The following is a 23,810-nucleotide window of genomic DNA, read 5'->3' on the forward strand; positions in this document are numbered from 1 at the left end:
CACGTCCAATTTCTCCCACCTCGACTCCGAGGGTCGGGCGCGCATGGTCGACGTCTCCGCCAAACAGGACACCACTCGAATCGCCGTCGCTGCAGGCGAACTGGCCACCACGGCGGAGGTGATCGCGTTGGTGCGTGCCGATGGCATGCCGAAAGCCGACGTGCTCGCGACCGCACGGATCGCCGGAATCTCCGGAGCGAAGAAGACGTCGGAACTCATCCCGCTCTGCCACCAACTCGCGTTGTCGAAGGTCGACATCGTGTTCGGTTTCACCGACACCACGATCACGGTGGAGGCCACCGCGAAGACCACAGGTCCGACCGGAGTGGAGATGGAAGCGCTGACGGCCGTCGCCGTGGCCGGGCTCACGTTGCACGACATGGTCAAGGCCGTCGACCCGTCGGCGACGATGAACGGTATTCGGTTGGTGCGCAAAGAAGGCGGCAAACGAGGGTCGTGGTCGCGTGAGGACACCGTCTCCGCTGGGCCTACGTCCGTGACAGAAACATCTCCGGCGGGCCGAACAGCCGCCGTTCTGGTCGCCTCCACCGGTGGTGCGAACGGAACCCGTGAGGACACGACCGGGCCCCGCATCGTAGCGTGGCTTCTCGACAGAGGATTCACCGTACGCGGCCCCCTCGTCTACGCCGACGCAGAGATCGCGGCAGGCCTGCGCGACGCTCTCACCGACGGCCCCGCCCTCGTCGTCAGCACCGGTGGCACCGGTGTCTCCCCGACCGATGCGACCCCCGAGGCGACCAAGGCCGTTCTGGACCGCGAACTTCCGGGGATATCCGACGCCATCCGGCTCCAGGGAACGAAGGTCACGCCGCATGCGACGCTCAGCCGCGGACTGTCCGGGGTGGCGGGCCGCACCGTCGTCGTCAATCTCCCCGGATCACCGGGAGGCGTGAAAGACGGCCTGGCGGTGCTGGATCCGATCGTCGACCATCTACTCGCCCAGGTTGCTGGAGACGGACTCCACGCCGATTCGGAAAGTGACGTGAACACCCCATGACCGACCTGCTCGCCGCGATATCCGCCGATCCCATCGACACCTCGGCAGTGGAAAGTGCCGTGGCCGGTCCGACGCACGGTGCCGTCGTGTTGTTCTCCGGCGTCGTGCGCAACCACGACGGCGGACAATCGGTGTCGGCCCTCGAGTACCAGGCCCACCCCGAGGCGGAACGGTTCCTTCGTACGTGTTGCGCGGAGGTGGCGGAAGAATCCGGCCTGCCGGTCGCAGCCGTGCATCGCGTCGGTGACCTGTCGATCGGCGACATCGCCCTCGTGGCCGCCGTCGCTTCGCCCCACCGCGCCGAGGCGTTCGCAACGTGTGCGCTGCTCGTCGAACGGATCAAAGCAGAAGTACCCATCTGGAAGCGACAGCACTTCGCATCGGGCACGTCGGAATGGGTCGGCCTCTAACCGGACCGGACGTACCGGTGGACCGGGAGCATCGCGGACTCGTCGGCGAGGTCACCGGGCCGCCGGACGCAATCCAGTAGCCGAATCTCGGCCAGTTCCTCGTCGAGGTCGGTGCCGATCAGAACGAGCCGGGTAATTCTCGTGGTGTCGTCGCCCCACTCCGTCGGCGTCATCGTGATGTGCCGGCCGACGGTGTTCACCTCGTAGCGCTCGCGGTAGCCGGGTACGTCGAAGTGAACGAAGCCCTTGATGCGGTAGACGTCGCCTGCCGGGTTCTCCAACATGTCGACGAACCGTCGAGGATCGAACGGCTCGTCGCTCTCGAAGCTCGTCGTGGAGTACTGCGCGTGCAGATGATGTGCATGGTCGTCCTGTTCGCCATGGCTGTCGTGGTCGTGGTCGAAGAGAATCTCGTCGAACGACATCTGACGCGCCTGCGTGGGATCCTGCACACGCTCGGGGACGTCGAAGAGCAGTTCGGCGTCGACGCGGCCGTGGTCGGTCGTCAGAACAGGCGTGTCGGTGACGATGCCGCGGACGAGGGATTCGATGTCCGACAGTGCGTCGGGCGACGGTACGTCCGCTTTGTTGAGCACCACCAGGTCGGCCAATTGCACGTGCTGGTCGAGTTCGGGGTGTTCGGCTCGGGTAGAGGCGAATTCGACGGCATCGACCACCCCGACGAGACCGCCGTACGACACCCGCGGATTGTCGCTTGCCAGAACCATTCGTATGAGATTTCGGGGCTCGGCGAGACCGCTGGCTTCGACGACGATCACGTCGAGCGCGGATTTGCTACCCGCGAGGACGTCGAACATCGCGTCCAGTTCGTCCACGTCGACGGCGCAACACAGGCAACCGTTGCCCAGCGACACCATCGAGTCCACCTGTCCGGCAACCATCATCGAGTCGATGTTGATCGACCCGAAGTCGTTGACGACCACGCCGATGCGAATTCCGCGATTGTGCCGAAGTAGGTGATTGAGCAGCGTCGTCTTGCCGGAACCCAGGAAGCCCGAGACGAGGACAACGGGAATCGTTCGGTCTGCCTCGGCCACGCAGCGAGATTACTCGGTGCCGCGTTCGGTCATCGAGTCAGGATCTGACGGAGCAGACCTTGCGCGACATCGGCGACGGCCCGAACGTCCGCCTCACCGCCACCGGCGTCGACGTAGGGAGCGAGCTCGGACAGCAACCGCGACAGCGAGTTTCCCGCGGTCGAATCGGCAGCGGAGGGAACAGTCGGCACCGACGGCACCGTCTCGGCATCCGTCTCGGCCGCGTTCTCGTCGGGAGCGACTTCGGTGTCCGGCCCGAGCAGATAGTCGATGATCCCGGTGGACAGCGCGATCGCGTGCTTCAGTTGACCGTCGGTGGTCTCCAATGTGTCCGCATCCGACGGGTTGGATCCGTTGCCCATCTCGACGAACACCAGCGGTACACCCGTCAGCGCAGGGCCTGCGACGTCGGCGCGTTCCTGAACACCGTCTGTCACACCGGCGTAGTTGGCAGGAGTGAAACCGGCACGTTCGTAGGCGTCGCGCATCAGTGACGTTGCCTGTCGCCCACCCGCCGATTGTGCCGCGTCGGCCGCTGTATCGGGGATCGGCAAGGTGGGAACGATGAGGTGGAAGCCGTGCTTGTTCTCGTCCGGGCCTGTGGACGTGGAGTCCGCATGAATGCTGACGGCCACGTCGGCCCCCGATCGCGTGGCGGCCTCCGCCCTCTCGTCGACGCAGCCGCCCCAACCGGTGTCGTCCGCCCGCGAAGTCACCACCGTCGCACCGAGGCTCTCCAGACTCGACTTCACGAGCTGCGAGACGTTCCAGTTGATCGTGTGCTCCGGCACTCCACCGAGCGACGTCATGCCCGTCGTCTGGCAGTCCTTGGTTCCGCCGCGTCCATCGTCGACCTGACGCGTGAGATCCTCCGAGTGGCCCGTCCCTTGATGACCCGGGTCCAGGAAGACCGTCTTGCCGGAGAGTTCGTTCCCGGTCGAGTCGGAGGCCGGATCGGCACTCGCCGCCGCGGGAGCGATCACCGCAGCGGACAGCAGTCCGATCGACAGAAACGCGAGCACACCAGTTTTGTTCATCGACGGTTGTGAGCGCACCGCGGCCTGAGCCCGGCGCACCGCTCCCCTCTCACTCCGACAGCCACCAGGCCACACGAGCCCTCGGTCGTTCCCACAGGAATCAGTGGACACTTGAGCCCCAAGTGAAGCAGCAGCATCACGCACATCGACGAGCAATCAGCCTTTCGGAAGCAAATCGTGAGCATGCCGTGACTCAACCGTTGCCGTTCACTCCAAAACCTCCGCACACTTCATATTCCTTTCGGTGACACACAAAACGAGCTCGCAAAAGCAACCATCCGAGACCGAATGAACCGTTCGGTCACTCCAAGTGACCGAACGTCACGTTCGCTCCGAACAGCGGCATCCGACAATTCGTCGTGCATGGATAAATTGCCCGGTCGGTCGTATAGTCGCGTTGAGTGTGATGCAGACGCACCTGAACTTCATTGGAGAACTTTTCATATGGCCAAGAAAGTCTTCGTCCAACTGGTGGACGATATCGATGACAAGCCGATCGAATCCGGCGGCGAGCACATAACTTTTTCGGTGAACGGTGTCGGTTACGAAATCGACCTCAGCGACAAGAACGCCAAGGAATTTCACCGGAAGCTCGATTACTACATCGAGCATTCGTTGCGGGTGGGCGGAAAGCGCGCGAAGAAGTCCGGCGGATCCGTTTCGGTGAACTCCAAACGCGACGCGAATCAGACCAAGGCGATTCGGGAATGGGCGAAGTCGAACGGTTACGCGATTTCCACTCGCGGTCGAATTCCGGCGGACGTGGAGCAAGCCTTCGACGCGGCGCATTAGGAACGCCGCGACCGACCGTAGTACTTACACAAAAAAGGAGAGTCACCTTGGTGGTGACTCTCCTTTTTGTGGAGCTAAGGGGACTCGAACCCCTGACCCCCACACTGCCAGTGTGGTGCGCTACCAGCTGCGCCATAGCCCCGTACTTCGCTTCCGCGTTACCTTGCGGTTGCTCGAACGAAGTTACACCATTGTCGTTGACGGGAACAAATCAGCAGCTCAGAGCGCGTCACCGGCGAAGCGCGGGTGTCAGCCGATGGATTCGACCCATGACGACTCACGCAGTGCGTCGACGAGTTGCCCGTCGACGAGAACGCCGGGGGTGCCGGCGGCACCTGCCGCAGCCAATGCAGCCCGGGCGGTTTCCGCGTCGGCAGCAGCGACGTCTGCGGCGCTTCCACTGGTGATGCAGTCTGCTACGGAGGTGCTCGCACCATTACGCGTGGCCATCTCCGCCAGTTCGGCGTTCGAGTGGTCGGTCTCACCGTTCTCTTCCGGTTGGAACTCTGTCGAGAACAATTCTGCGTGGAACGCGGAGTACACGATCGCGTCGGACGATTCGGCAACGCAGCGCGACGCAGCCACCGCCCGACTGGAGTAGTCGCCGCTCGCGGACAACTGATTCAGTTGGGGCAGAACGACCATGTGATAGCGAACCGCGATGGTTCCTTCGTCGATCTTCTGTGCCAGTTCCTGGCCGTGCTTCACCTCGAGTTCGCCGCAGAACGGGCACATCGGGTCCTCGAAGATGTCGACGGTGCGCGGCGCACCCGGAACACCGAGTTCGACCACACCGTCGTCGGATACGGTCGAGACGACCTCGGCGTTGCGGACCGAGCCGTATCCGTCGTTGCGTGGCTCGTCGCCCCCTCGCTGCCAGAGGATGGCCACCACGATCACGGCGACAACCACGACAAGTGCGACGCCCGCAAGCACGTAAGTGAAGGTGTTGGACGTCGGCTGAGGTGTGTACTTTGCCCCGGATGTTCTCTTTTGACTCACGTGCACATGATACGAAAGCCTCACGTGGACGGGGCTGCGGCGCTCTTCCTACCTCCCGGCTCGGGGACGGTGATCCACCATGCGGCTGCCGCGAGCAGAATCACGCCGGATGCCACGAAAGCGGTGCCGTACGACGCCCCCTCGACGATCTTGGCTGCGACCACCGGGCCGAGGATCGCACCCACGTCCGCGGACATCTGGAAGGTGGAGAGCACCGGTCCACCGCGCGCTTTGGACCCGATGACATCCGCGATGGACGCCTGCTGCGCCGGTGTCATCAGACCGGATCCGACGCCCGCGAGAACCGAGAACGCCATGAACAGCGCGATGTCGTCGGTGAGCCCTATCCCCGCTGTCCCGACGCCTGCGACGACCAGACCTGCCACGACGAAGGGTTTGCGCCCGCGGAGGTCCGATTGACGCCCCGCGGTGGTGAGCACTATCGCATTACCGACCGCGAAGACGGCCAACGACACTGCCGCGACCGCCGCGGACCGCTGGAGTACCTCGATGACGAAGAGCGGAATCAAGGCCACTCGCACGCCGAAGATCACCCAGCCCGTCGCGAAGTTGGACGCCAGTGCCGCTCGGTAGGCGGGCACCGCCCACGCCGCCCGGAGGGTGAGAACGGGGACCGACGAATCCGCACTCGCTTTCTCTTCCTCGACGTCGCCGAGCGCGAAGAACACGACGGCCGCGGCGATCACGAGCGCCACCGCGTAGATGAGAAACGGCGCACGGAGACCGAGCCCGACGACGGCTCCGCCCAGCAACGGACCACCGATCGATCCGAGCAGAAAACTCGTGGCGTAGAGGCCCGAGATCCGTCCACGGCTCTGTGGTGGGCTCATCCGGATCAACAGTCCGAGTGCGGACACCGAGAACATCGTGGATCCGATGCCACCGAGCCCACGGAACACGAGGAGCTGCCAGTAGGTCTGGGCGAACGCACACGCACCGGTGGACAGCGCGACGATCAACAGACCGGACAGGTAGATCGGGCGCTCCCCCAGTTTCTGCACCAGCGTCCCGCTTGCGGGGGCGAACAGAAGACGCATCAGCGCGAAGGTACTGATGACAGCGGACGCGGCGAACACGCCGACTCCGAACTCGGTCGCGAACTGCGGGAGCGCAGGCGAGACGATGCCGAACCCGAGTGCGATGACGAAGCTTGCCGCGATCAGTACCCAGATCTCGGACGAGACCGGTGTGCGATTGCTTTCCTGCCGATTGTCTTCCGTCACGACTCGTTCAGGGCCTGGGACACCAATTCCTTTGCCGCTGCCTGAACCTGAGCGAGGTGATCGGCTCCTCGGAACGATTCGGCGTAGATCTTGTAGACGTCCTCGGTGCCGGAGGGCCGTGCCGCGAACCACGCATTCTCGGTGGTGACCTTCAGCCCTCCGATGGCAGCGTCGTTGCCGGGCGCCGTCGTCATGGTGGCGGTGATCTTTTCACCTGCGAGTTCGGTTGCGGTCACCTGCTCGGGAGACAGCTTGCCGAGGACCGCCTTCTGCTCACGGGTGGCCGGTGCATCCACACGAGCGTACGACGGGTCGCCGTACTCGGCGGTGAACTCCGAATAGCGTTCGGACGGTGTCTTTCCGGTGACCGCAGTGATCTCCGACGCGAGGAGCGCCAAGATGATGCCGTCCTTGTCGGTCGTCCAGACGCGGCCGTCGGTGCGCAGGAAGGACGCACCTGCGCTCTCCTCTCCGCCGAAACCGAGGTCGCCGTCGAGCAGTCCGGGTACGAACCATTTGAAACCGACGGGAACCTCCAGTAACTGCCGACCCAGTCCGGCAACCACCCGATCGATCATGGACGACGAGACCAGAGTCTTACCGACACGCGCGGTCGGCGACCATCCCGAACGATGCGTGAACAGGTAGTCGATCGCCACGGCCAGGTAGTGGTTGGGATTCATCAGTCCACCGTCGGGCGTGACGATGCCGTGCCGGTCCGAGTCCGCGTCGTTGCCGGTGGCGATGTCGTACGACGTCCGAGCTGCGATCAACGACGCCATCGCGTTCGGTGACGAGCAGTCCATCCTGATCTTGCCGTCGGTGTCGAGAGTCATGAAACGGAAGGTGGAGTCCACGAGTGGATTCACCACGGTGAGGTCGAGGTTGTGGCGCTCGGCGATCGCGTCCCAGTAGTCGACGCTCGCGCCGCCGAGCGGATCTGCACCGATCCGAACGCCCGCGGCGCGAACCGCGTCGAGGTCCACGACGCTGGGCAGGTCGTCGACGTACGTGCCGAGGTAGTCGTAGCGTTCGACGGTGGTGCGCATCGCGGTGTCGAGGGACACCCGCCGCACCCCGGCGAGGTCGGCGCGCAGAAGTTCGTTGGCGCGGTCTGCGATGACCGACGTGGCGTCACTGTCGGCGGGCCCGCCGTGGGGAGGGTTGTACTTGAAGCCGCCGTCACGCGGTGGGTTGTGAGACGGGGTCACGACGATTCCGTCGGCGCGGCGTTCCGGTCCCGACGCGTTGTACCGCAGAATCGCGTGACTGACAGCCGGAGTAGGTGTGTAGCGGTCCCCGGAGTCGACCAGCACGGTGACATCGTTGGCGGCCAACACTTCGAGCGCCGTGGTCCAGGCAGGCTCGGACAGTGCGTGGGTGTCGCGCCCGATGAACAGCGGACCCGTGATCCCTTGGGACGCACGATATTCGACGATCGCCTGAGTTGTCGCCAGGATGTGGCGTTCGTTGAACGCCGAGTCGAGGCTGGAACCCCGGTGTCCCGAGGTTCCGAACACGACCTGTTGCCCGGGATCCGACACGTCGGGCGTCCGCGAGTAGTAGGCGGTGATCAACTGCGCGACATCCACGAGGTCCTCGGGAAGGGCAATTGTTCCAGCTCGTTCGTGCGCCACGATGCGCCTCCTTGTTCTCACCCTGTGCCGGCCAGTTCGACTCTAATCGCTGACCGAGAACGCGGCGGGGCGCGGCTAGGAAGTGCGGGGTGATTTCGGAGGGCGAGGCAGGAAGTAACTCGTGCGACGCTGGTAGTCGGCGTATCCCGGGCGTCGTTCCATGGAGCGTTCCAGCAGACGCGCACCCGTCGCGAACACGAGGAAATAGGTCATCGCAACGGGTGAGAGGACCGTGAGCACCCCGGGCCACGCCGACGCCGCGACGAGGAAGATCCCCCACCACACACAGGCGTCACCGAAGTAGTTGGGGTGCCGCGTCCACGACCACAGACCGCGGTCCATGATCCTGCCCTTGTTCGACGGGTCCGCCTTGAACGCTCTCAACTGCGCGTCACCGAGGGCTTCGAATGTCAGGCCGGCAGCCCACAGCAGCACGCCGAGAACGACCGTCACCGGCACGGAGGACTGCGCGACGGCGGAGACCTGGATGGGCAGCGAGACGAACCACAGGGCCACCCCCTGCGTCAGGTAGATCTTCCGGAGGGCGTAGAGAGTACGGTTTCCCGTGGCCTTCGACAGCAACTCCTCGTACCGCGGGTCCTCGCCGCTGCCGATCGACCGGCGAAACACGTGCCACGCCAAGCGCAGTCCCCATACCGCGACGATGACCGTCACCAGCAGCCGGCGCCATCCCTCCCCGGTTCCGACCACGCCCGACACGAGCGCGATGAGGACGAAACCTCCCCCCCACGTCACGTCGACGACGCTGTGCCGCCCGATCCTGCTGCCGACGAGTGCGGTGACGATCATCAGAACGGCGGTGGCGAGCAGCGCGGAGCCGGACACTGTCAGGAACTCGGACCGATCGAATGCATTCACGGTTCGGTACCTACCCAGACAGGTCGAACGGGATCGAAGTCGACCTGCCCGTCGGGTCCGGGGCGCACCGACAGTATCTGGTCGACGCCCATTCGGCCCTCGCGGAACGCCATGCCTCCGCCGACGAGATACAGCCGCCAGACGCGTGCGACCTCCTCTCCGACGAGCTCGACGACGTCGTCCCAGCGCGCCTCGAATCGCTCGGTCCACACGTCCACCGTTCGCACGTAGTGCTCACGCATCGCATGGACGTCGCGCACTTCGAGTCCGGCTTCCTCGATCATCGCGACGGTCCGACCGACGGGACGCATGTACATGCCCGGAGCGATGAACTGCTCGATGAACGCACCTCCGCCCGGATTGTCACCTTCTTTGCGGGACATCTGCTGGATCAACACCCGCCCGCCCGGCCGCACGTTGCGGTGCAACGCAGCGGTGTACGTGGGGTAGTTCGACTCACCCACGTGCTCGCCCATCTCGATGGACGCGACCGCGTCGAACGGACCGTCGGGGATCTCGCGGTAGTCCTGGATCCTGATCTCGACGCGGTCCTGTAGTCCTCGGTCGGCAATTCGCTTGTCGATGAACGCCTTCTGCTCACGCGAGATCGTGACGCCGACGACGTGGGCGCCGTATTCCTGTGCCGCGTGCAGACTCAACGAACCCCAACCGCAGCCCACGTCGAGGAACCGCTGACCGGGAGCGGTGTCCAGGCCGATCTTGCGGCACACGAGGTCGAGCTTGTCCGTCTGTGCGTCGTCGAGGGTGTACGTGGGTGCGGTGGACGTCCAGTACCCCGACGAGTACGCCATGTGGGAATCGAGCACCAGTTCGTAGAAGTCGTTCGACAGGTCGTAGTGGTGGCTGATCGCGGCGCGGTCCCGCACCAGCGAATGCAGCCTGCCCTTGACGACCGCCTGCGACGCAGGCGGGGCGAGAGGACGACCGAACACTCCGAGTTCACGGGCCAACTTGGCGAGCTTCAGCAGCGCCGCGGGTGACGGACGAACGGCCGACAGCTTCCTCGCTCGAACTTCGCTCCACACGTGGGCGAGGGCAGCTCCGAGGTCACCGTCGACGTCGAGTTCGTCCAGTACGTAGGACTGCGCCGCACCCAACTCCCCCGGGTTCCACAGCAGTCGCCGCAGAACGTTCGGCGACTTCAGGTGTACGTCGGGGGCGCCGACGGTCCCGGCGACACTGCCGTCCCATGCGTGCAAGCGCACCGGCAGATTCCCTCCGACATAGGGCGCCACCAACTCCGCGATACGCGGTGCAACTCCAGCGGTGCTCATCTGTCTCCCCTACGGTCCAGAACGATCTGCTGCACATCGAGATACCCGGAGCGGAAGCCCGCTTCCGAGTAGCACAGATAGAAGTGCCACATTCGGTCGAATGTCCGATCGAACCCCAACTCCGACGTCTCGGCGCGGCGGGCGGTGAACTCCTCGTCCCACCTCCGCAGGGTCCGTGCGTAATGGTCGCCCATCGACAATCGCTCGCGCACACGGAGAGTCGTGTGACTCTCGGTGACCTCGTCGATCGCGCGCAGCGATGGCAGGAACCCACCGGGGAAGATGTACTTGTGCACCCAGGTGTAGGTGTTCCGGGTGGCCAGCATCCGATCGTGCGGCATCGTGATCGCCTGGATCGCCACTCTCCCACCGGGCGCGAGAACCCTGTCGATGGTCCGAAAGTACGTACCCCAGTATTCGTGTCCGACCGCCTCGATCATCTCGACCGACACCACCGCGTCGTATTCACCGTCGACCATGCGGTAATCGAGTAGGTCGACCTGGACCCGTTCCGAGTACCCGGCGTCGGCGATACGCTTGCAGGCGAGTTCCTGCTGCTCGGTGGACAACGTCACCGAGCGCACCGTCGCCCCCCGCGCCGCCGCACGGATGGCCAGTTCACCCCAGCCCGTGCCGATTTCCAGTACGCGGCTTCCTTCTCCGACGCGGGCGCGGTCGAGCAACCTGTCGATCTTGCGTCGCTGCGCTTCCGCGAGCGGTTCGCCGTCCTCACGGGTGCCCCCGGACGCGAACAGCGCGCTCGAGTAGGTCATGGTCTCGTCGAGGAACAGTTCGAACAGGTCGTTGGACAGGTCGTAGTGTCGCGAGATGTTGGATCGAGTGTTATCGGTCGTGTTCCGCTCCGCACGTGGGGGTTTCGGCACGTACAGGCCGCGGAGACGCTGCAGCGATCTCGGAATCAACGTTGCCATCCGAGTGGCGAACACTTCGAGTACCGCGGTCAGGTCTTCCGCGTCCCAGTCCCCTGCCATGTACGCCTCACCGAACCCGATGAGTCCGCTCTGGCCTACTCGCGCAGCGAAGTCGGCGGGCCGCACGATATGCATCACCGGGGATTCGGGGCCGCCGCCACCGATCACGCTGCCGTCGGCGAAGCGAGCCCGAAGTGGCAGCGTTCCCACTGCGCGGCGAAACAGGAAGTCGGCGACCGGCGCGGCGACCTTTGCCTTCGTCCCTGCCGGCACGAAAGCGATGCCTGGCCAATTGTGTGTGTCCACGTCGGACTTCGATCGAACGACGGTTGTCATCGTGTTGCCTTTCGTACAGCGGGTGCTTTCGGACGTGGAACGATCGGTAGACCCCTCGCCCACAGCCGAATTCCTTGCCAGCGAATCTGTGCCACCACACGCGCGGGCGCGAGCGGAACCGAAACTGCCGATGCCAGCACCGATCGAGTGGTGGCAGGCCTTCGGTGCCCGGTCACGCTCGCCACAAAGGGCGGTGCGCCTTCGCGTTCGAGAACGATGGAGAGCGCCAGCGTCGAGTCCGGCTCGGGTAGTTTCATCCGGTATTCGCCACTGACATCGTTGAACGGAGAGACGTAGAACTCTTTACGTGCTCGCGCCGCGCCCACGTCGTCGGTGTGCAGCAGATAGGCGTATCGCTCACCGTAGGTGTTGTGGACTTCAGCGACGACGCACACGAGCCTGTCCTCCCGGTCGTGACACCAGAAGACGCTGAGCGGGTTGAACGTGTGTCCGAGCACTCGGGCGCTGGCGAGCATCGTGATCCGTCCGCCGCCGAGGTCGATGCCCTGGTCCGCCAGAAACGCGTCGATGTTCTGCCGGATGGACTTCGAGGGGTCACCGATGTGATCGCTCGCGTGGAACGTCGCGAGTGGCCGGATCCACCGCGGAAACGCGGGCAGACGGTCGAGGTCGACGAACCAACTGTAACTGCGGTAGCGAAACTTGTTTCGTATCGGCGCCGTGCGCACGTGCACGGTGGTCGTCGAGAAGATGGCGTTGGCGTGCGTCACGTCCACTGCCCGCCCACACGTTCGGCAGCCACCCGACCTGATTCCGCACCGTCCTCGTGAAAGCCCCAACCGTGGTACGCACCCGCGAAAGCCACAGTGTCGGTGTTCAATTCCGGGAGCCTGCGTTGAGCTTCGAGCGACGCGGGCGTGTACTGCGGGTGCTCGTACGTCATCTCGTCGAGAACGGTCGACGGGTCGACGACGTGAGATCCACCGAGTGTCACCAGGAATCGCTGCGAGCCTGCCAGCCTCTGCAGTCTCGTCATGTCGTAGCTGACGAGAACGCTGTCCGGCTGCGCGCCGCATTCCGGAATTCGGTAGTTCCACGACGCCCGCGCCCTCGGCGTCGCCGGAAGTACCGCCTCGTCGGTGTGGAGCTGAGTGTGATTGATGGAGTACGGCATCGACCCGAGCACCGAGTGCTCGAGCGCGGTGGGGTCGGCGAGCATCTTCAGCGCCTGGTGGGGATGTACCGCGATGACGACGGCGTCGTAGCGTTCCAGCACGTCGCGAGAATCGCGGATGTCGACTCCGTCGACGTGTCGGTACACCGCGTGTACCGCTGTACTCGTGCGGATCTCGTCGATGTGCGCGGCGACGCGCTCGACGTAGCGCGCCGAGCCGCCGGTCACCGTGCGCCAGACCGGAGAGCCCGTCACGCTGAGCATGCCGTGGTGTTCGAGAAAGGTGAACAGATATCGCGCCGGATAGTTCAGGGCCGTGCCCGGATCACACGACCACACCGCCGAGACGAGTGGAGCCATGAAATGCGCGGTGAAGTATTCGGAGAAGCGCGTGCGACCGAGGAAATCGGCCAGAGTTTCGTCGGAGACAGTGCTGTCGGTCTCTCGCAGCAACTCCGTCGCGGTCCGGTGGAATCGCGTGATTTCGCGCAGCATCTTCAGATACCGAGGGCGGGCGAACGTCCGTACCGATGGAAGAATCCCTCGGACCCCCTGGCCACCGGAGTATTCGAGGCCACAACCGTCGCACCGAATCGACATGCTCATGTCGGATTCCTGCGTGGGCACGTTCAACTCGGCGAAGAGACGGAGCAGAGTCGGATACGTCCGGTCGTTGTGGACGATGAAGCCGGTGTCGACGCCCACACCGTCGACATCATGTGTATCGGCATGACCGCCGAGCCTGTCGTCGGCCTCGTACAGAGTCACGTGCGCGGACTTCGACAACACGTACGCCGCAGTCAAACCCGCGACACCACTACCTACGACCGCCACACGCCGACGCGTCACGACGACACTCCGTTTTCTTCAGAGGGGACACGCGCGATGATGTCCATCGCGAATTTCGTCGTTCTCTCTACCCATGTGCGGGACTTTCGAATCATGAAGTGACCGCCGTCCATGTCCACGAACGTCGCATCGACACCCCGCCTGCGTGCGGACTCGACTTCAGCCGACGACTTTCGCGGATCCGTCCAACTGTCGTCGCGCCCGTGGAGGACCCGCACCGATCGGTCGGACTGGATGTTCGCCAGCTCGTCGCCGTCGGGCCACCACGGCGCGAGCGCCACGAGGCCCAGGACCCCCGGATCGTGGCCGACGGCGGCTGCCGTCCGCCCGCCCATCGAGTGCCCGACGACCACCACCGGCACACCGGGGTGCTCGTCTCGAATCCGTAGCAACGCCCACCGGGCGTCACGAACGGGGCTGCGTTCGACACCGTTCCATCCGCGGAACCGGTACTGCAGTTGGTGTACTGCTACGCCATCGGCTCGGCCGGCACGCCGCAGCGCCCACGTGAACTGCCACATGCGCAGTCCCGACAGATGCCTGGGCCTACTGGGCGCGTGGCTGTCCACTTTGCCTCCGTGCAGGACGAGGACGACGGCGCGGACAGTGCCGCGCGGACTGGGGCCGGACCACAACTTCGGCGTGGCGATCTTGCTCATGATCACTATTCGACACCATCGCTGCCACGGGTTGGATTCTTGCGATGCCAGGCGATTGTGAGGTGAATTACAGGCTTCGGGCAAGAAAAAACCGGGTCGGAAAGCGTGTGCTTTCCGACCCGGTCTCGGTGGAGCTGCCGGGAATCGAACCCGGGTCCTCCGCTGTATCACCAGGGCTTCTCCGTGTGCAGTCTGCTATGCCTCTACTTGGATCTCCTGATCTCGCAAACAAGCCAGGATGACGATCCCAGCCACTGTTTGATGTTCCTCATCACTCCGTGGCCGAGTGAATCGGTAAGCCCTCTAGCTGATGCCAGTACCCGGGTCGAGGGCGAACCCGGACTGACAGACACGCAGTCGCTACTTAGGCAGCGAGTGCGTAGTCGCGCTGATTGGAATCGGCGCTTATATGTTTGCGATGACGCTTACGGTGGTCTCTCGCCTGCACCGACACGCTTCCCCTGACTCAACATACAGAGTCGAAACCGTTCAGCCCCGTACGTCCCCAGCACTCTGCCGGGGCTTGTCAGTGTAACGCGTCCCCCGGACAGAATCATCCCGATATACGGCGCGCGTCACTATGCGCGGTCGACCAGGGCAACGACGCGTTGCAACTGACGCCCTGCGATCACCTTGCGGGCGGGCAGCGATCCGTACCAGAAGGCGCGGCCTGCGAGGCCGCGAGGAAAGAAGTCGATGCGTTGCTCGAGCCGCGTTCCCCCGCCTGCAGACACCACCGAATACTGCATCCACGCGTTCCCGGGCAACGTAGCAGTGGAACGTAGCCTGATGTCACCGTCCGAATCACTGCCGTCCGAATCACTGCCGTCCGACGCACCGCCGTCCGACGCACCGCGCTCGATCTGCCAGTTCTCGGCGCTGCCTGCTGCTACGGCCTTGCCCACACGGCTGCGGATCTCGTCGGCCCCGCTCCCGAGGTAGACGCTGCGCACGTCGGTGAAGACGGTTTCTCCCGCCCAATCGGGGTCGGAAGGAAGAGGATCCGACGGGGCCGACACGGTCGACGTCCACGTCGACTCCGACTCGCCGTCGTCGATGGTGCGTAGAGCCAGCCGAACCGCATCGCGGTACGGCGTCAGACCACCCTCCGGTCGTTCGACGACGGCGTCGATATCGGTTTCGTGGGCCACCGCGTCGAACTGCAGTGATTCGATGAGCGGCATCGCCAGTCCCCTCGGAATCGGGGTCACCAGACCGATCCAATGGCCGGCCAGCCGCGGGGTGAGAACCGGCAGTACCACCATCTGGCGCTTACGGAGCCCTGCAACGTCCGCGTAGATGTTCATCATCTCGCCGTACTCCATCACGTCCGGGCCGCCGACGTCGTAGGTCCTGCTCTCGGGAAGGTCCGCGTCCGCAGCTCCGAGGAGGTAGTGCAAGATGTCGCGCACTGCGATCGGCTGAATCTTGTTGTGGACCCAGCGCGGTGTCGTCATGACCGGCAGCCTGTTGGTGAGGTGGCGAATCATCTCGAACGACGCCGATCCCGCACCGATGACCACTCCGGCCTGGAGGACGAAGGTCGGCACTTCGGACTCGCACAGAATCGTGCCGACCTCGGCGCGCGATTCCAGGTGCTCGGAAAGCTCCCCCGACTGGGGGTGCAGCCCGCCGAGATAGACGATCCTCGACACTCCGGCCTCCGCGGCGACCGCAGCGACGTTCTCGGCGCTCTCACGCTCGGTCTTCTTGAAGTCGCCGCCGCCGGAACCCATCGAGTGCACGAGGTAGTAGACGACATCGACGTCGGCGAACGCCTTCTTCAGCGAATCGCGGTCACCCAGATCTCCCTGGGCGATCTCGACGTCGTCCGCCCACGGCACTCCCTGGAGCTTGTCGGGGGTGCGGGCCAACACCCGAACCGTGAATCCCGCGTCCAGAAGTCGCGGAGCGAGCCTGCCGCCGAGGTAACCGGTCGCTCCGGTGACGAGGACACGGCGGGCATCGGGGCTGCTGTTGGCGTTCATCGTCTATCGATACCCCCGCGGGGGTATCTCAACCCGATCTCACCTGGCCCGTCGACGTCGGCCGATCAACCCAGGGCGATCAGACCCACCGCGCCGAGAGCGACGACCATCCCAACCTGCTGCAGTCTGCCGACACGCTCGCCGAGCATGACCATCGCCAGGAGCACGGTCGCCGCGGGATACAGCGATGCGATGACACTGACCAAGGACAGCAACCCACCCTGGTACGCGTAGAGCAGGGCGGCGTTCGCCACGACGTCGAGAATGCCGACGAACGCAGCGAGCTTCAGCACACTGCCGTGCGGCAGCGCGAAATGACCGGAGGCGAGCGCAACACACCACACCACCGCCGTCGCCGACGCGCGAGATGCCGCCAGCGGCCACAATCCCGATCCGTCGCCGATCTGATGGAGGCAGATGAACGCGAGCGCGAACGTGACACCCGATCCGACGGTCAACCACGCCACCGTCGGGGTGAATTTCATCTCGCGACCACCGGCTACTTCACCCGTCGTGTCGTCGGGAGACTCCTTGCTGACGAGGAGAACCGCGATCAACGCCAATGCGATACCCACGAATGCGAGCGCACCCGGACGCTCCCCGATCGCGAATCCGGCGACGACGGGTATGCCCGCCACCAGCACGGCGGTCAGCGGAGACACGACCGCCATCGGGCCTGACGCGAGCGCGAGGTAGAACCACCAGACGGCCAGGCCACCTGCCACTCCCGACGCCAAGCCCCACAGAATGGGCACCAAAGAGATCTGGCCCCCGACGAACGGCGCCACGATCAGCACGATCACCAACGAGAACGGGTAGGAGACGATCACCACTCGCAGGGCCGCCACCCGACGGGACGCCACACCCCCGACGAAATCGCTGACGCCGTATCCCACCGCGGCGACGAGTGCGAGCAGGATCGCGGTCAGCGCGAACCCCTCACCGCTCGCCCCTCACCGCATACCCCCTCACCGCATACCCTTGATGCGGCGGCCGAGTTCCCTGGTCACTTCACGCTCGGCGGTGCGACGGGCCAGGTCCTGGCGCTTGTCGTAGTCCTGCTTACCCTTCGCGAGGGCAAGTTCGACCTTGACCTTGCCGTCGGAAAAGTACATCGACAACGGTACGAGGGTCAGCGACCCTTCTTTCGTCTTCCCGACGAGTCGCTCGATCTCGCGCTTGTGCAGCAACAGTTTTCGGGTGCGTCTGGGCGCATGGTTGGTCCAACTCCCCTGCGTGTACTCGGGGATGTGCAGCCCGCGCAACCAGATCTCGCCGTCGTCGACCGTCGCGAACGAGTCCGCAAGCGACGCTTTGCCTTCACGCAGGCTCTTCACCTCGGTGCCCACGAGCGCGATACCGGCCTCGTAGACGTCGAGAATCGAGTAGTGGTGGCGCGCCTTGCGGTTCGTCGCAATGGCCTTGCGGCCCTTCTCTTTCACTTCAGGGCCCTTTCTCAAGCGCTGTTCGTCCGTGCGTACGCGCTCTCTGCGCTGTCCGCTCCAGCATAGAACCGTGTCGCAAGCACTTTTCTTCCGGATGGACTCGGCCGAATCGGGAACCTACTCGCGGACGTACAACCGCAACGTGATGTACGCGGTGACCGACGCCATACCGATGCCGACGAGCGCCAGGAACGGAGAGACGAGCAGAACGTCGCTGTTGGAGATTCGGGCGAGAATGTTGGCGTCGTACACCTCCGACAACACGTCGTCGATGAAGAGGTTCTTCGCGGTGAACAGCCCCGCAATCGCGAGCCCGGATCCGATCAGCGCAGCCACCACGGCTTCGAGCAGGAAGGGCAGCTGGGTGTACCACCTGGTTGCACCGACGAGTCGCATGATTCCCACCTCGGTGCGGCGGGTGAACGCCGCGATCTGAACCATGTTCGCGATCAACAGAACCGCGGCCACGGCTTGAACGATCGCGATGGCGAATGCTGCGTTGCGTACACCGTTGAGCACACTGAACAGACGCTCGACCAGGTCTCGCTGGTTGAGCACGCTCTGCACTCCCGGCTGACCGGCGAAGTTGTCGTTGATGACGCCGAAGCGTTCGGGATCACTGAGCTTGACCTTGAAAGAGGCCGGGAAGCTGTCCGGGCTGACCAGCTCCGCGAGTTCCGGTTGATCCTTGAACACGCGCTCGGTCGCATCTTTGACTGCGTCGTCGCGGTTGAGGTACTGAACCGACACCACGGACGGTGTCTGCTCGAGTTCGCTGCGCAACGTGGAGCACGTGGATTCCGCGCAGTCCGGATCGGTCGCCGAGATGTCGTCGGTGAGGAAGATCTGTACTTCGACGCGGTCCAGGAAGATCTGCTGCGTCTTGCCCGCCATCTGCACCACGAGCAGTCCGCCTCCGAACAGGCCGAGCGAAATGGCCGTCGTCAGAATCATGGCGATGGTCATGGTGATGTTGCGGCGAAGTCCGGTCAGGACTTCGCTGAAAATGAAACTTGCGCGCATCGGGGAATCCGGGCCCTTCGGTGGTGTCTGCAGTCGTCGATGTCTGTAGTCGTCGATGTCTGTAGTCGTGGCGGCAGAAGTGCGGCGGCGTACTACCTACCGACGCCGTAGACCCCTCGGGCCTCGTCACGCACCACTCTGCCGTTGTCCAGTTCGATGACCCGCCGACGCATCGAGTCGACGATGTGGTTGTCGTGGGTCGCCATCAGCACCGTCGTTCCGGTCCTGTTGATCCGCTCGAGCAGCATCATGATGTCCTGGCTCGTGTCCGGATCGAGGTTTCCCGTCGGTTCGTCGGCCAGCAGCACCAGTGGGCGGTTCACGAAGGCCCGGGCGATGGCGACGCGCTGTTGCTCACCACCGGACAGCTCCGTGGGCAGTCGATCCGACTTGCCGCCGAGCCCGACCAGATCCAGGACCTCGGGCACCGTCCGCTTGATCATCGATCGCGGCTTGCCGATGACCTCGAGCGCGAAGGCCACGTTCTCCACGACCGTCTTCTGCTGCAACAGACGGAAGTCCTGGAACACGCACCCCATGCTCTGTCTGAGCTTCGGCACGCGCCGCGAGGACAACCGGTTCACGTGGAAGTCCGCGACGTGGATGTCGCCGGAGGTGGGTGTCTCCTCCTTCAGGAGAAGGCGCATGAACGTCGACTTCCCGGATCCCGACGGTCCGATGAGAAACACGAAGTCGCCCTTGTCCACCGACACCGTGACGTCGTCCAACGCCGGCCTGGTGGATGTCTTGTAGGACTTGGAGACATTCGAGGTGCTGATCACGGGTCGCCAGTGTAGCCCTTACCTACCGGTAACCGACTCGGCTCGACATGTGTGTTGCCTGAGGAATCCTAGGGAGATCCGGTGGCCGTCGGGGCCTGCGGAGCAGGGGGTAGCAGGGACCGCAGTTGCGGCGGCACCGTCAGCCCCGGCAGGTACGTCGGATCCTGCGTTGCCGACGTACCGGTCTGCCCTGTGGGCGATCCGGGGTCACCTGACACCCCGGGCGCGCCGGACTGCTCGTCGGTGGCGGACGGATCGACCGTGGTGGTCGGAGAAGGAGTTGACGTGTACGTCGGCTGGTACGTCTGTTGCGGCGCCTGCGTCGGGTAGCTCCCCGGGTCGACCGCCGTCGGTCCTTGAACGTCTTCTCGCTGCGCGGTGACGACCTCGTCCACCTGTACGTACAGCAGTCCGGTCAGTACGAAGCAGACACCGAAGAACAGCGTCGACGTCCGCACGCCACGAATGCGGTTCGGAATTCTCCAGCTTCTCCAGTTACGCGGCTGCGCGTCGGTGTCCGTGTCCGGTCGAGGTTCGGTCACAGCTCCTCCTCGCGATCCCGGCGGGCGCCGTCCGGTGCGACTCCTGCGGTCGACACGTCCGGGCTGACGCTGATGCCCTCGGGCTGCAGCGCTGCTGCCACCCGAACACGTAGTTCCCGGCCGACCTGGAACTGCTTGCCGGGAAGAGTCCGAGCCACGAGCCGCACGTTGACCTGGTCGACCTCGATGGATTCGACCCCCATGACGGTCGGTTCGTCCAGCAGCAGCGGCCGCAGACGGCGGTCCTCGAATGCCGTGTGTCCCACGCGGCGGAGGATCTCGTTGACCCGGTTCAAGTCCGCGATGGACGGGATCGGCACGTCCACGACGGCGCGTGCCCAGTCCTTGGAGAGATTGATGGCTTTGACGATCTGGCCGTTGGGGACAGTGATGACTTCCCCGTCGACGCTCCGAACGCGGGTGACGCGCAGCGTCACGTCCTCGACGGTGCCTTCCGCGTCCTCTGCCGAGCCGTTGACGGCGATCTGCACGACATCACCGAACCCGTACTGCCGTTCGGTGATGATGAAGAATCCGGCCAGGATGTCCTGCACGACCCGCTGCGCACCGAAACCCAGTGCCGCACCGATCACCGTCGCGGGAGCGACGAGGCCACCGACGCCGAAGCCGAGCCTCCTGAGCACCTCGATGGTCACCAGGATGTAGACGAGAGTGACAGCGACCCAGGTGATCACCTGAGCGAGTGCGTGCCGATGCTTTGCTGCCTCGGACCGCACCAGGGCATCGCTGTGTTGATAGTTGGAGTCGATGCGTGAGGTGATCCGCGTACCTGTCCACGTGATGAGACGCGCGACCAGGAGTCCTCCGAGGATGTACAGCACAATTCCGAGGCCGTTGAGTTGGACCTCCGGTGTTACCGAGAACGACAGTGCTGTGTTCATCGTGTGTCTACTCGTCCCCCCGCATACGCCATCGAATTCCTGCTTCCAGGAAACCATCGATGTCGCCGTCGAGCACGGTGGAGGGGTTGTTGACCTCGTACTCGGTGCGCAGATCCTTGACCATCTGGTACGGATGCAGCACGTAGGAGCGCATCTGGTTACCCCAGGAACTTCCGCCGTCGCCCTTGAGGGCGTCCATCTCGGCGCGCTCTTCCTTGCGCTTGACCTCGAGCAGCTTGGCCTGGAGGACCCGCATCGCGGACACCTTGTTCTGCAGCTGCGACTTCTCGTTCTGACACGTCACGACGATTCCTGTGGGAATGTGCGTCAGACGCACGGCCGAGTCCGTGGTGTTGACGGACTGTCCGCCCGGACCGCTGGACCGATAGACGTCGACTCGGATGTCACCCTCGGGAATCTCGATGTGATCGGTCGTCTCGACGACCGGAAGCACCTCGACCTCGGCGAACGAGGTCTGCCGTCGTCCCTGGTTGTCGAACGGGCTGATCCTCACGAGGCGGTGGGTGCCCTGCTCGACCGACAGCGTGCCGTAGGTGTACGGAGCCTTCACCGCGAAGGTAGCGCTCTTGATTCCGGCCTCTTCGGCGTAAGACGTGTCGTAGACCTCGACGCCGTAGCCGTGCTTCTCCGCCCAGCGGATGTACATGCGCATGAGCATCTCGGCCCAGTCCGCGGCGTCGATGCCGCCTGCACCGGAACGAATGTTGACGAGCGCGTCGCGTTGGTCGTACTCACCGGAGAGAAGCGTGCGCACCTCGGCCGCGGCGATGTCCTCGCGCAGCGATGCCCGCTCGGCGTCGGCATCGGCCGTCGCCGACGCTGCTGCGTCGCCTTCTTCTCCTTCGGCCAGCTCGTAGAGCACCGGCAGATCGTCGAGGCGCCCCCGCAGTTCCTCGACGCGGCGGAGTTCGGCCTGCGCGTGCGAGAGCTGACTGGTGACCTGCTGAGCGTGTTCCTGGTCGTTCCACAGGTCCGGCGACGCAGCCTGATGTTCGAGCTCGTCGATCCGGCGACGTAGTTCCTCGACGTCGAGAACCGACTCGATCGTCGTGAGGGTGATGTCGAGTTCGTTCAGGTCCGCGGAGACGTCAGGATGCACGAGATCGAAGTTTACCGGCCGCGGCGCACTCGCCCGACCAACGCTGCCCGACGAGCAGGATTTCTACGGTGCCGACGGGCCCTTCCAAGGGCGTGAGCAGGCACGGTTGTGGATCGCGAGCCCTGGCCCGAACGTCGATCTCCTGTTAGTTTTCTCGGCATCGACACATACGCATGCGACCATGCCGCGCACCCCCTGCTGTTGGTTGCGCGCCTCCACGTCGATTTCTGCAGGACCGGCGCCAGTCTCTGTCGCTGACCACGGTTCACCCCGACCGCAGGGGTGCCCACAGTCGGCGCCATCTGCGCAGCCCCACCCCACGCAGAAACTTCTGGAGGAGAATCGATGTCGGTCACCGACGAGTACCTGAAGAACAACGAGGCGTACGCGGCACAGTTCACCGGACCGCTCCCGCTTCCACCGTCGAAGAACGTTGCGGTGGTGGCATGCATGGACGCGCGTCTCGACGTCTACCGCATTCTCGGATTGAACGAAGGCGAGGCGCACGTCATCCGCAACGCAGGTGGCGTCGTCACCGACGACGAGATTCGGTCGCTCGCCATCAGTCAGCGTCTGCTCGGGACCAAGGAGATCATTCTGATTCACCACACCGACTGCGGAATGCTGACGTTCACCGACGACGAATTCAAGAACGGCATCCAGGACGAGATCGGCATCAAGCCCAACTGGGCGGCCGAAGCGTTCCCCGACCTCGACGCCGACGTGCGGCAGTCGCTCGCGCGGATCGAGCAGAGCCCGTTCGTGACCAAGCACGACTCGGTGCGCGGATTCGTCTTCGACGTCGCGACCGGGAAGTTGAACGAAGTCACGGCCTGACGTGCACAGCGCCCGGGGTGACGGTGCCACCGACACCCCGGGCATTAGTGTTTGACGCGTGACTTTTTCTGCCGCTGACCTGCAGCTCGCACTGTCCATCGCCGACCGGGCCGACGCCATCACGCGGGATCGTTTTCTCGCTCTCGACCTGGTGGTCGACGACAAACCCGACCTCAGCCCGGTCAGCGACGCCGACCTCGCCGTCGAGAACAAGGTGAGGTCCATCCTCCAGGACGAGCGGCCGGACGATTCCGTCCTGGGCGAAGAGTTCGGTGGCGACGCTGTCTTCGACGGGCGGCAATGGGTCGTCGACCCGATCGACGGAACCAAGAATTTCGTGCGAGGTGTGCCGATCTGGGCCACGCTCGTCGCGTTGCTCGAAGACGGCATTCCGGTGGTGGGCGTGATCAGTGCTCCGTTGCTGAACCGGCGCTGGTGGGCGTCCAAGGACGGGGGCGCGTGGACGTCCTACGACGGCGGCGAACCTCGTTCCATCACAGTATCGTCGGTTCGCGAACTGAGCTCTGCCAGTTTGAGTTTCGCGAGCCTGTCCGGCTGGCAGGAGCGTGGGCTGCGGGATCGATTCGTCGACCTGACGGACGAGGTGTGGCGGGTTCGCGGGTACGGCGACTTCTTCTCCTACTGCCTCCTCGCCGAGGGCACCCTCGACATCGCGACCGAACCCGAGGTGTCGCTGTGGGACCTGGCACCCCTGGACATCCTGGTTCGGGAAGCAGGTGGGCGCTTCTCCTCACTCGATGGCGCCGCAGGCCCGCACGGCGGAAGCGCAGTGGCCACCAACGCCCTTCTGCACGACGAGGTTCTGACGCGGCTCCGCCGCACGTGAGTGGAAATCTAGGCCAGGGCCAGGAGCGGAGCCTGCGGAGC

The 23,810-nt window shown here is 64.5% G+C and carries 24 protein-coding genes, 1 tRNA gene and 1 other RNA gene; 5 read left to right on the plus strand and 21 right to left on the minus strand.

All coding sequences use genetic code 11. The features are described 5' to 3' along the window. Window positions 1–43: 43 nt before the first annotated feature. Complete coding sequence (gene moaCB, locus BH95_RS07580; RefSeq protein WP_244164898.1) at window positions 44–1,018, plus strand: bifunctional molybdenum cofactor biosynthesis protein MoaC/MoaB; 975 nt, start codon at window positions 44–46, stop codon at window positions 1,016–1,018. Continuing rightward, the gene (locus BH95_RS07585) at window positions 1,015–1,428 is read left to right on the plus strand and encodes a molybdenum cofactor biosynthesis protein MoaE (protein ID WP_019668000.1); all 414 of its coding nucleotides are present in this window, start codon (window positions 1,015–1,017) and stop codon (window positions 1,426–1,428) included. Before moaCB ends, BH95_RS07585 begins: the two co-directional genes overlap by 4 nt. Here BH95_RS07585 and BH95_RS07590 read toward each other — a convergent pair. Further along, complete coding sequence (locus BH95_RS07590; RefSeq protein WP_037181508.1) at window positions 1,425–2,486, minus strand: CobW family GTP-binding protein; 1,062 nt, start codon at window positions 2,484–2,486, stop codon at window positions 1,425–1,427. The genes BH95_RS07585 and BH95_RS07590 overlap by 4 nt on opposite strands. A gap of 29 nt (window positions 2,487–2,515) precedes the next feature. Further along, window positions 2,516–3,523, minus strand: a complete 1,008-nt coding sequence (locus tag BH95_RS07595) for an N-acetylmuramoyl-L-alanine amidase (RefSeq protein ID WP_037181922.1) — start codon at window positions 3,521–3,523, stop codon at window positions 2,516–2,518. Between the two features lie 444 nt (window positions 3,524–3,967). Between BH95_RS07595 and BH95_RS07600 the strand changes: the two genes are divergently transcribed. Next, window positions 3,968–4,315: a histone-like nucleoid-structuring protein Lsr2 gene (locus BH95_RS07600; RefSeq protein WP_037181509.1), complete on the plus strand. Its 348-nt coding sequence runs from the start codon at window positions 3,968–3,970 to the stop codon at window positions 4,313–4,315. Window positions 4,316–4,384: 69 nt separating this feature from the next. Here BH95_RS07600 and BH95_RS07605 read toward each other — a convergent pair. The 19 genes from BH95_RS07605 to prfB form a co-directional block, all read right to left on the minus strand. After that, window positions 4,385–4,457, minus strand: a tRNA-Ala gene (locus BH95_RS07605). 107 nt (window positions 4,458–4,564) lie between these two features. Further along, complete coding sequence (locus BH95_RS07610; RefSeq protein WP_037159836.1) at window positions 4,565–5,317, minus strand: DsbA family protein; 753 nt, start codon at window positions 5,315–5,317, stop codon at window positions 4,565–4,567. A gap of 20 nt (window positions 5,318–5,337) precedes the next feature. Further along, window positions 5,338–6,561, minus strand: a complete 1,224-nt coding sequence (locus BH95_RS07615) for an MFS transporter (protein ID WP_019666023.1) — start codon at window positions 6,559–6,561, stop codon at window positions 5,338–5,340. Further along, window positions 6,558–8,198, minus strand: a complete 1,641-nt coding sequence (gene pgm / locus BH95_RS07620; protein ID WP_026347934.1) for a phosphoglucomutase (alpha-D-glucose-1,6-bisphosphate-dependent) — start codon at window positions 8,196–8,198, stop codon at window positions 6,558–6,560. The genes BH95_RS07615 and pgm overlap by 4 nt, the downstream gene beginning before the upstream one ends. A gap of 75 nt (window positions 8,199–8,273) precedes the next feature. Continuing rightward, window positions 8,274–9,077 (minus strand): DUF1295 domain-containing protein, encoded by an 804-nt coding sequence (locus BH95_RS07625; RefSeq protein WP_020112069.1) that lies wholly within the window; start codon window positions 9,075–9,077, stop codon window positions 8,274–8,276. Then, the gene (locus BH95_RS07630; protein ID WP_037181510.1) at window positions 9,074–10,372 is read right to left on the minus strand and encodes an SAM-dependent methyltransferase; all 1,299 of its coding nucleotides are present in this window, start codon (window positions 10,370–10,372) and stop codon (window positions 9,074–9,076) included. Before BH95_RS07630 ends, BH95_RS07625 begins: the two co-directional genes overlap by 4 nt. After that, on the minus strand, window positions 10,369–11,640 hold the full coding sequence (locus BH95_RS07635) for an SAM-dependent methyltransferase (RefSeq protein WP_020112071.1): 1,272 nt from the start codon (window positions 11,638–11,640) through the stop codon (window positions 10,369–10,371). Before BH95_RS07635 ends, BH95_RS07630 begins: the two co-directional genes overlap by 4 nt. Next, the gene (locus BH95_RS07640; RefSeq protein WP_037181512.1) at window positions 11,637–12,377 is read right to left on the minus strand and encodes a DUF1365 domain-containing protein; all 741 of its coding nucleotides are present in this window, start codon (window positions 12,375–12,377) and stop codon (window positions 11,637–11,639) included. The genes BH95_RS07635 and BH95_RS07640 overlap by 4 nt, the downstream gene beginning before the upstream one ends. Continuing rightward, window positions 12,368–13,624, minus strand: coding sequence for an FAD-dependent oxidoreductase (locus BH95_RS07645; RefSeq protein ID WP_170947472.1), 1,257 nt, complete (start codon window positions 13,622–13,624; stop codon window positions 12,368–12,370). The genes BH95_RS07640 and BH95_RS07645 overlap by 10 nt, the downstream gene beginning before the upstream one ends. Then, window positions 13,621–14,283 carry an alpha/beta fold hydrolase gene (locus BH95_RS07650; protein ID WP_244164849.1) on the minus strand — a complete coding sequence of 221 codons (663 nt, stop codon included), beginning with the start codon at window positions 14,281–14,283 and terminating at the stop codon, window positions 13,621–13,623. The genes BH95_RS07645 and BH95_RS07650 overlap by 4 nt, the downstream gene beginning before the upstream one ends. A gap of 126 nt (window positions 14,284–14,409) precedes the next feature. Beyond that, window positions 14,410–14,780, minus strand: a transfer-messenger RNA (tmRNA) gene (gene ssrA, locus BH95_RS28210). 81 nt (window positions 14,781–14,861) lie between these two features. Further along, on the minus strand, window positions 14,862–16,271 hold the full coding sequence (locus tag BH95_RS07655) for an NAD(P)H-binding protein (protein WP_033190591.1): 1,410 nt from the start codon (window positions 16,269–16,271) through the stop codon (window positions 14,862–14,864). A gap of 65 nt (window positions 16,272–16,336) precedes the next feature. Next, window positions 16,337–17,188 (minus strand): DMT family transporter, encoded by an 852-nt coding sequence (locus tag BH95_RS07660; RefSeq protein ID WP_080733949.1) that lies wholly within the window; start codon window positions 17,186–17,188, stop codon window positions 16,337–16,339. Window positions 17,189–17,239: 51 nt separating this feature from the next. After that, window positions 17,240–17,713, minus strand: a complete 474-nt coding sequence (gene smpB, locus BH95_RS07665; RefSeq protein ID WP_019666033.1) for an SsrA-binding protein SmpB — start codon at window positions 17,711–17,713, stop codon at window positions 17,240–17,242. A gap of 120 nt (window positions 17,714–17,833) precedes the next feature. After that, window positions 17,834–18,739: a permease-like cell division protein FtsX gene (gene ftsX / locus BH95_RS07670; protein WP_019666034.1), complete on the minus strand. Its 906-nt coding sequence runs from the start codon at window positions 18,737–18,739 to the stop codon at window positions 17,834–17,836. Window positions 18,740–18,831: 92 nt separating this feature from the next. Next, a complete protein-coding gene (ftsE, locus tag BH95_RS07675; protein WP_019666035.1) occupies window positions 18,832–19,521 on the minus strand; it encodes a cell division ATP-binding protein FtsE in 690 nt (229 codons plus the stop codon). A gap of 68 nt (window positions 19,522–19,589) precedes the next feature. Next, window positions 19,590–20,063 (minus strand): hypothetical protein, encoded by a 474-nt coding sequence (locus tag BH95_RS07680; RefSeq protein ID WP_020112076.1) that lies wholly within the window; start codon window positions 20,061–20,063, stop codon window positions 19,590–19,592. Continuing rightward, complete coding sequence (locus BH95_RS07685; RefSeq protein WP_019666037.1) at window positions 20,060–20,965, minus strand: mechanosensitive ion channel family protein; 906 nt, start codon at window positions 20,963–20,965, stop codon at window positions 20,060–20,062. Before BH95_RS07685 ends, BH95_RS07680 begins: the two co-directional genes overlap by 4 nt. Before the next feature lie 7 nt (window positions 20,966–20,972). Then, on the minus strand, window positions 20,973–22,085 hold the full coding sequence (gene prfB / locus BH95_RS07690) for a peptide chain release factor 2 (RefSeq protein WP_019666038.1): 1,113 nt from the start codon (window positions 22,083–22,085) through the stop codon (window positions 20,973–20,975). 345 nt (window positions 22,086–22,430) lie between these two features. Here prfB and BH95_RS07695 point away from each other — a divergent pair, with 345 nt between their 5' ends. Next, window positions 22,431–22,922, plus strand: coding sequence for a beta-class carbonic anhydrase (locus tag BH95_RS07695; RefSeq protein WP_019666039.1), 492 nt, complete (start codon window positions 22,431–22,433; stop codon window positions 22,920–22,922). A 58-nt stretch (window positions 22,923–22,980) separates the two neighbouring features. After that, on the plus strand, window positions 22,981–23,769 hold the full coding sequence (gene hisN / locus BH95_RS07700) for a histidinol-phosphatase (RefSeq protein ID WP_037181514.1): 789 nt from the start codon (window positions 22,981–22,983) through the stop codon (window positions 23,767–23,769). Window positions 23,770–23,810: the final 41 nt, after the last annotated feature.

The organism is Rhodococcoides fascians A44A, from assembly GCF_000760735.1.
Taxonomy (GTDB): domain Bacteria; phylum Actinomycetota; class Actinomycetes; order Mycobacteriales; family Mycobacteriaceae; genus Rhodococcoides; species Rhodococcoides fascians_E.

Excerpts from the sequence above, each read along its gene's own strand:
- ftsX (WP_019666034.1), bottom strand. The coding sequence starts at position 18,739 with ATGCGCGCAAGTTTCATTTTCAGCGAAGTCCTGACCGGACTTCGCCGC.
- BH95_RS07655 (WP_033190591.1), bottom strand. The coding sequence starts at position 16,271 with ATGAACGCCAACAGCAGCCCCGATGCCCGCCGTGTCCTCGTCACCGGA.
- BH95_RS07595 (WP_037181922.1), bottom strand. The coding sequence starts at position 3,523 with ATGAACAAAACTGGTGTGCTCGCGTTTCTGTCGATCGGACTGCTGTCC.
- BH95_RS07585 (WP_019668000.1), top strand. The coding sequence starts at position 1,015 with ATGACCGACCTGCTCGCCGCGATATCCGCCGATCCCATCGACACCTCG.
- BH95_RS07635 (WP_020112071.1), bottom strand. The coding sequence starts at position 11,640 with ATGACAACCGTCGTTCGATCGAAGTCCGACGTGGACACACACAATTGG.
- BH95_RS07685 (WP_019666037.1), bottom strand. The coding sequence starts at position 20,965 with ATGAACACAGCACTGTCGTTCTCGGTAACACCGGAGGTCCAACTCAAC.
- BH95_RS07695 (WP_019666039.1), top strand. The coding sequence starts at position 22,431 with ATGTCGGTCACCGACGAGTACCTGAAGAACAACGAGGCGTACGCGGCA.
- BH95_RS07600 (WP_037181509.1), top strand. The coding sequence starts at position 3,968 with ATGGCCAAGAAAGTCTTCGTCCAACTGGTGGACGATATCGATGACAAG.
- BH95_RS07630 (WP_037181510.1), bottom strand. The coding sequence starts at position 10,372 with ATGAGCACCGCTGGAGTTGCACCGCGTATCGCGGAGTTGGTGGCGCCC.
- BH95_RS07650 (WP_244164849.1), bottom strand. The coding sequence starts at position 14,283 with ATGAGCAAGATCGCCACGCCGAAGTTGTGGTCCGGCCCCAGTCCGCGC.
- moaCB (WP_244164898.1), top strand. The coding sequence starts at position 44 with ATGGTCGACGTCTCCGCCAAACAGGACACCACTCGAATCGCCGTCGCT.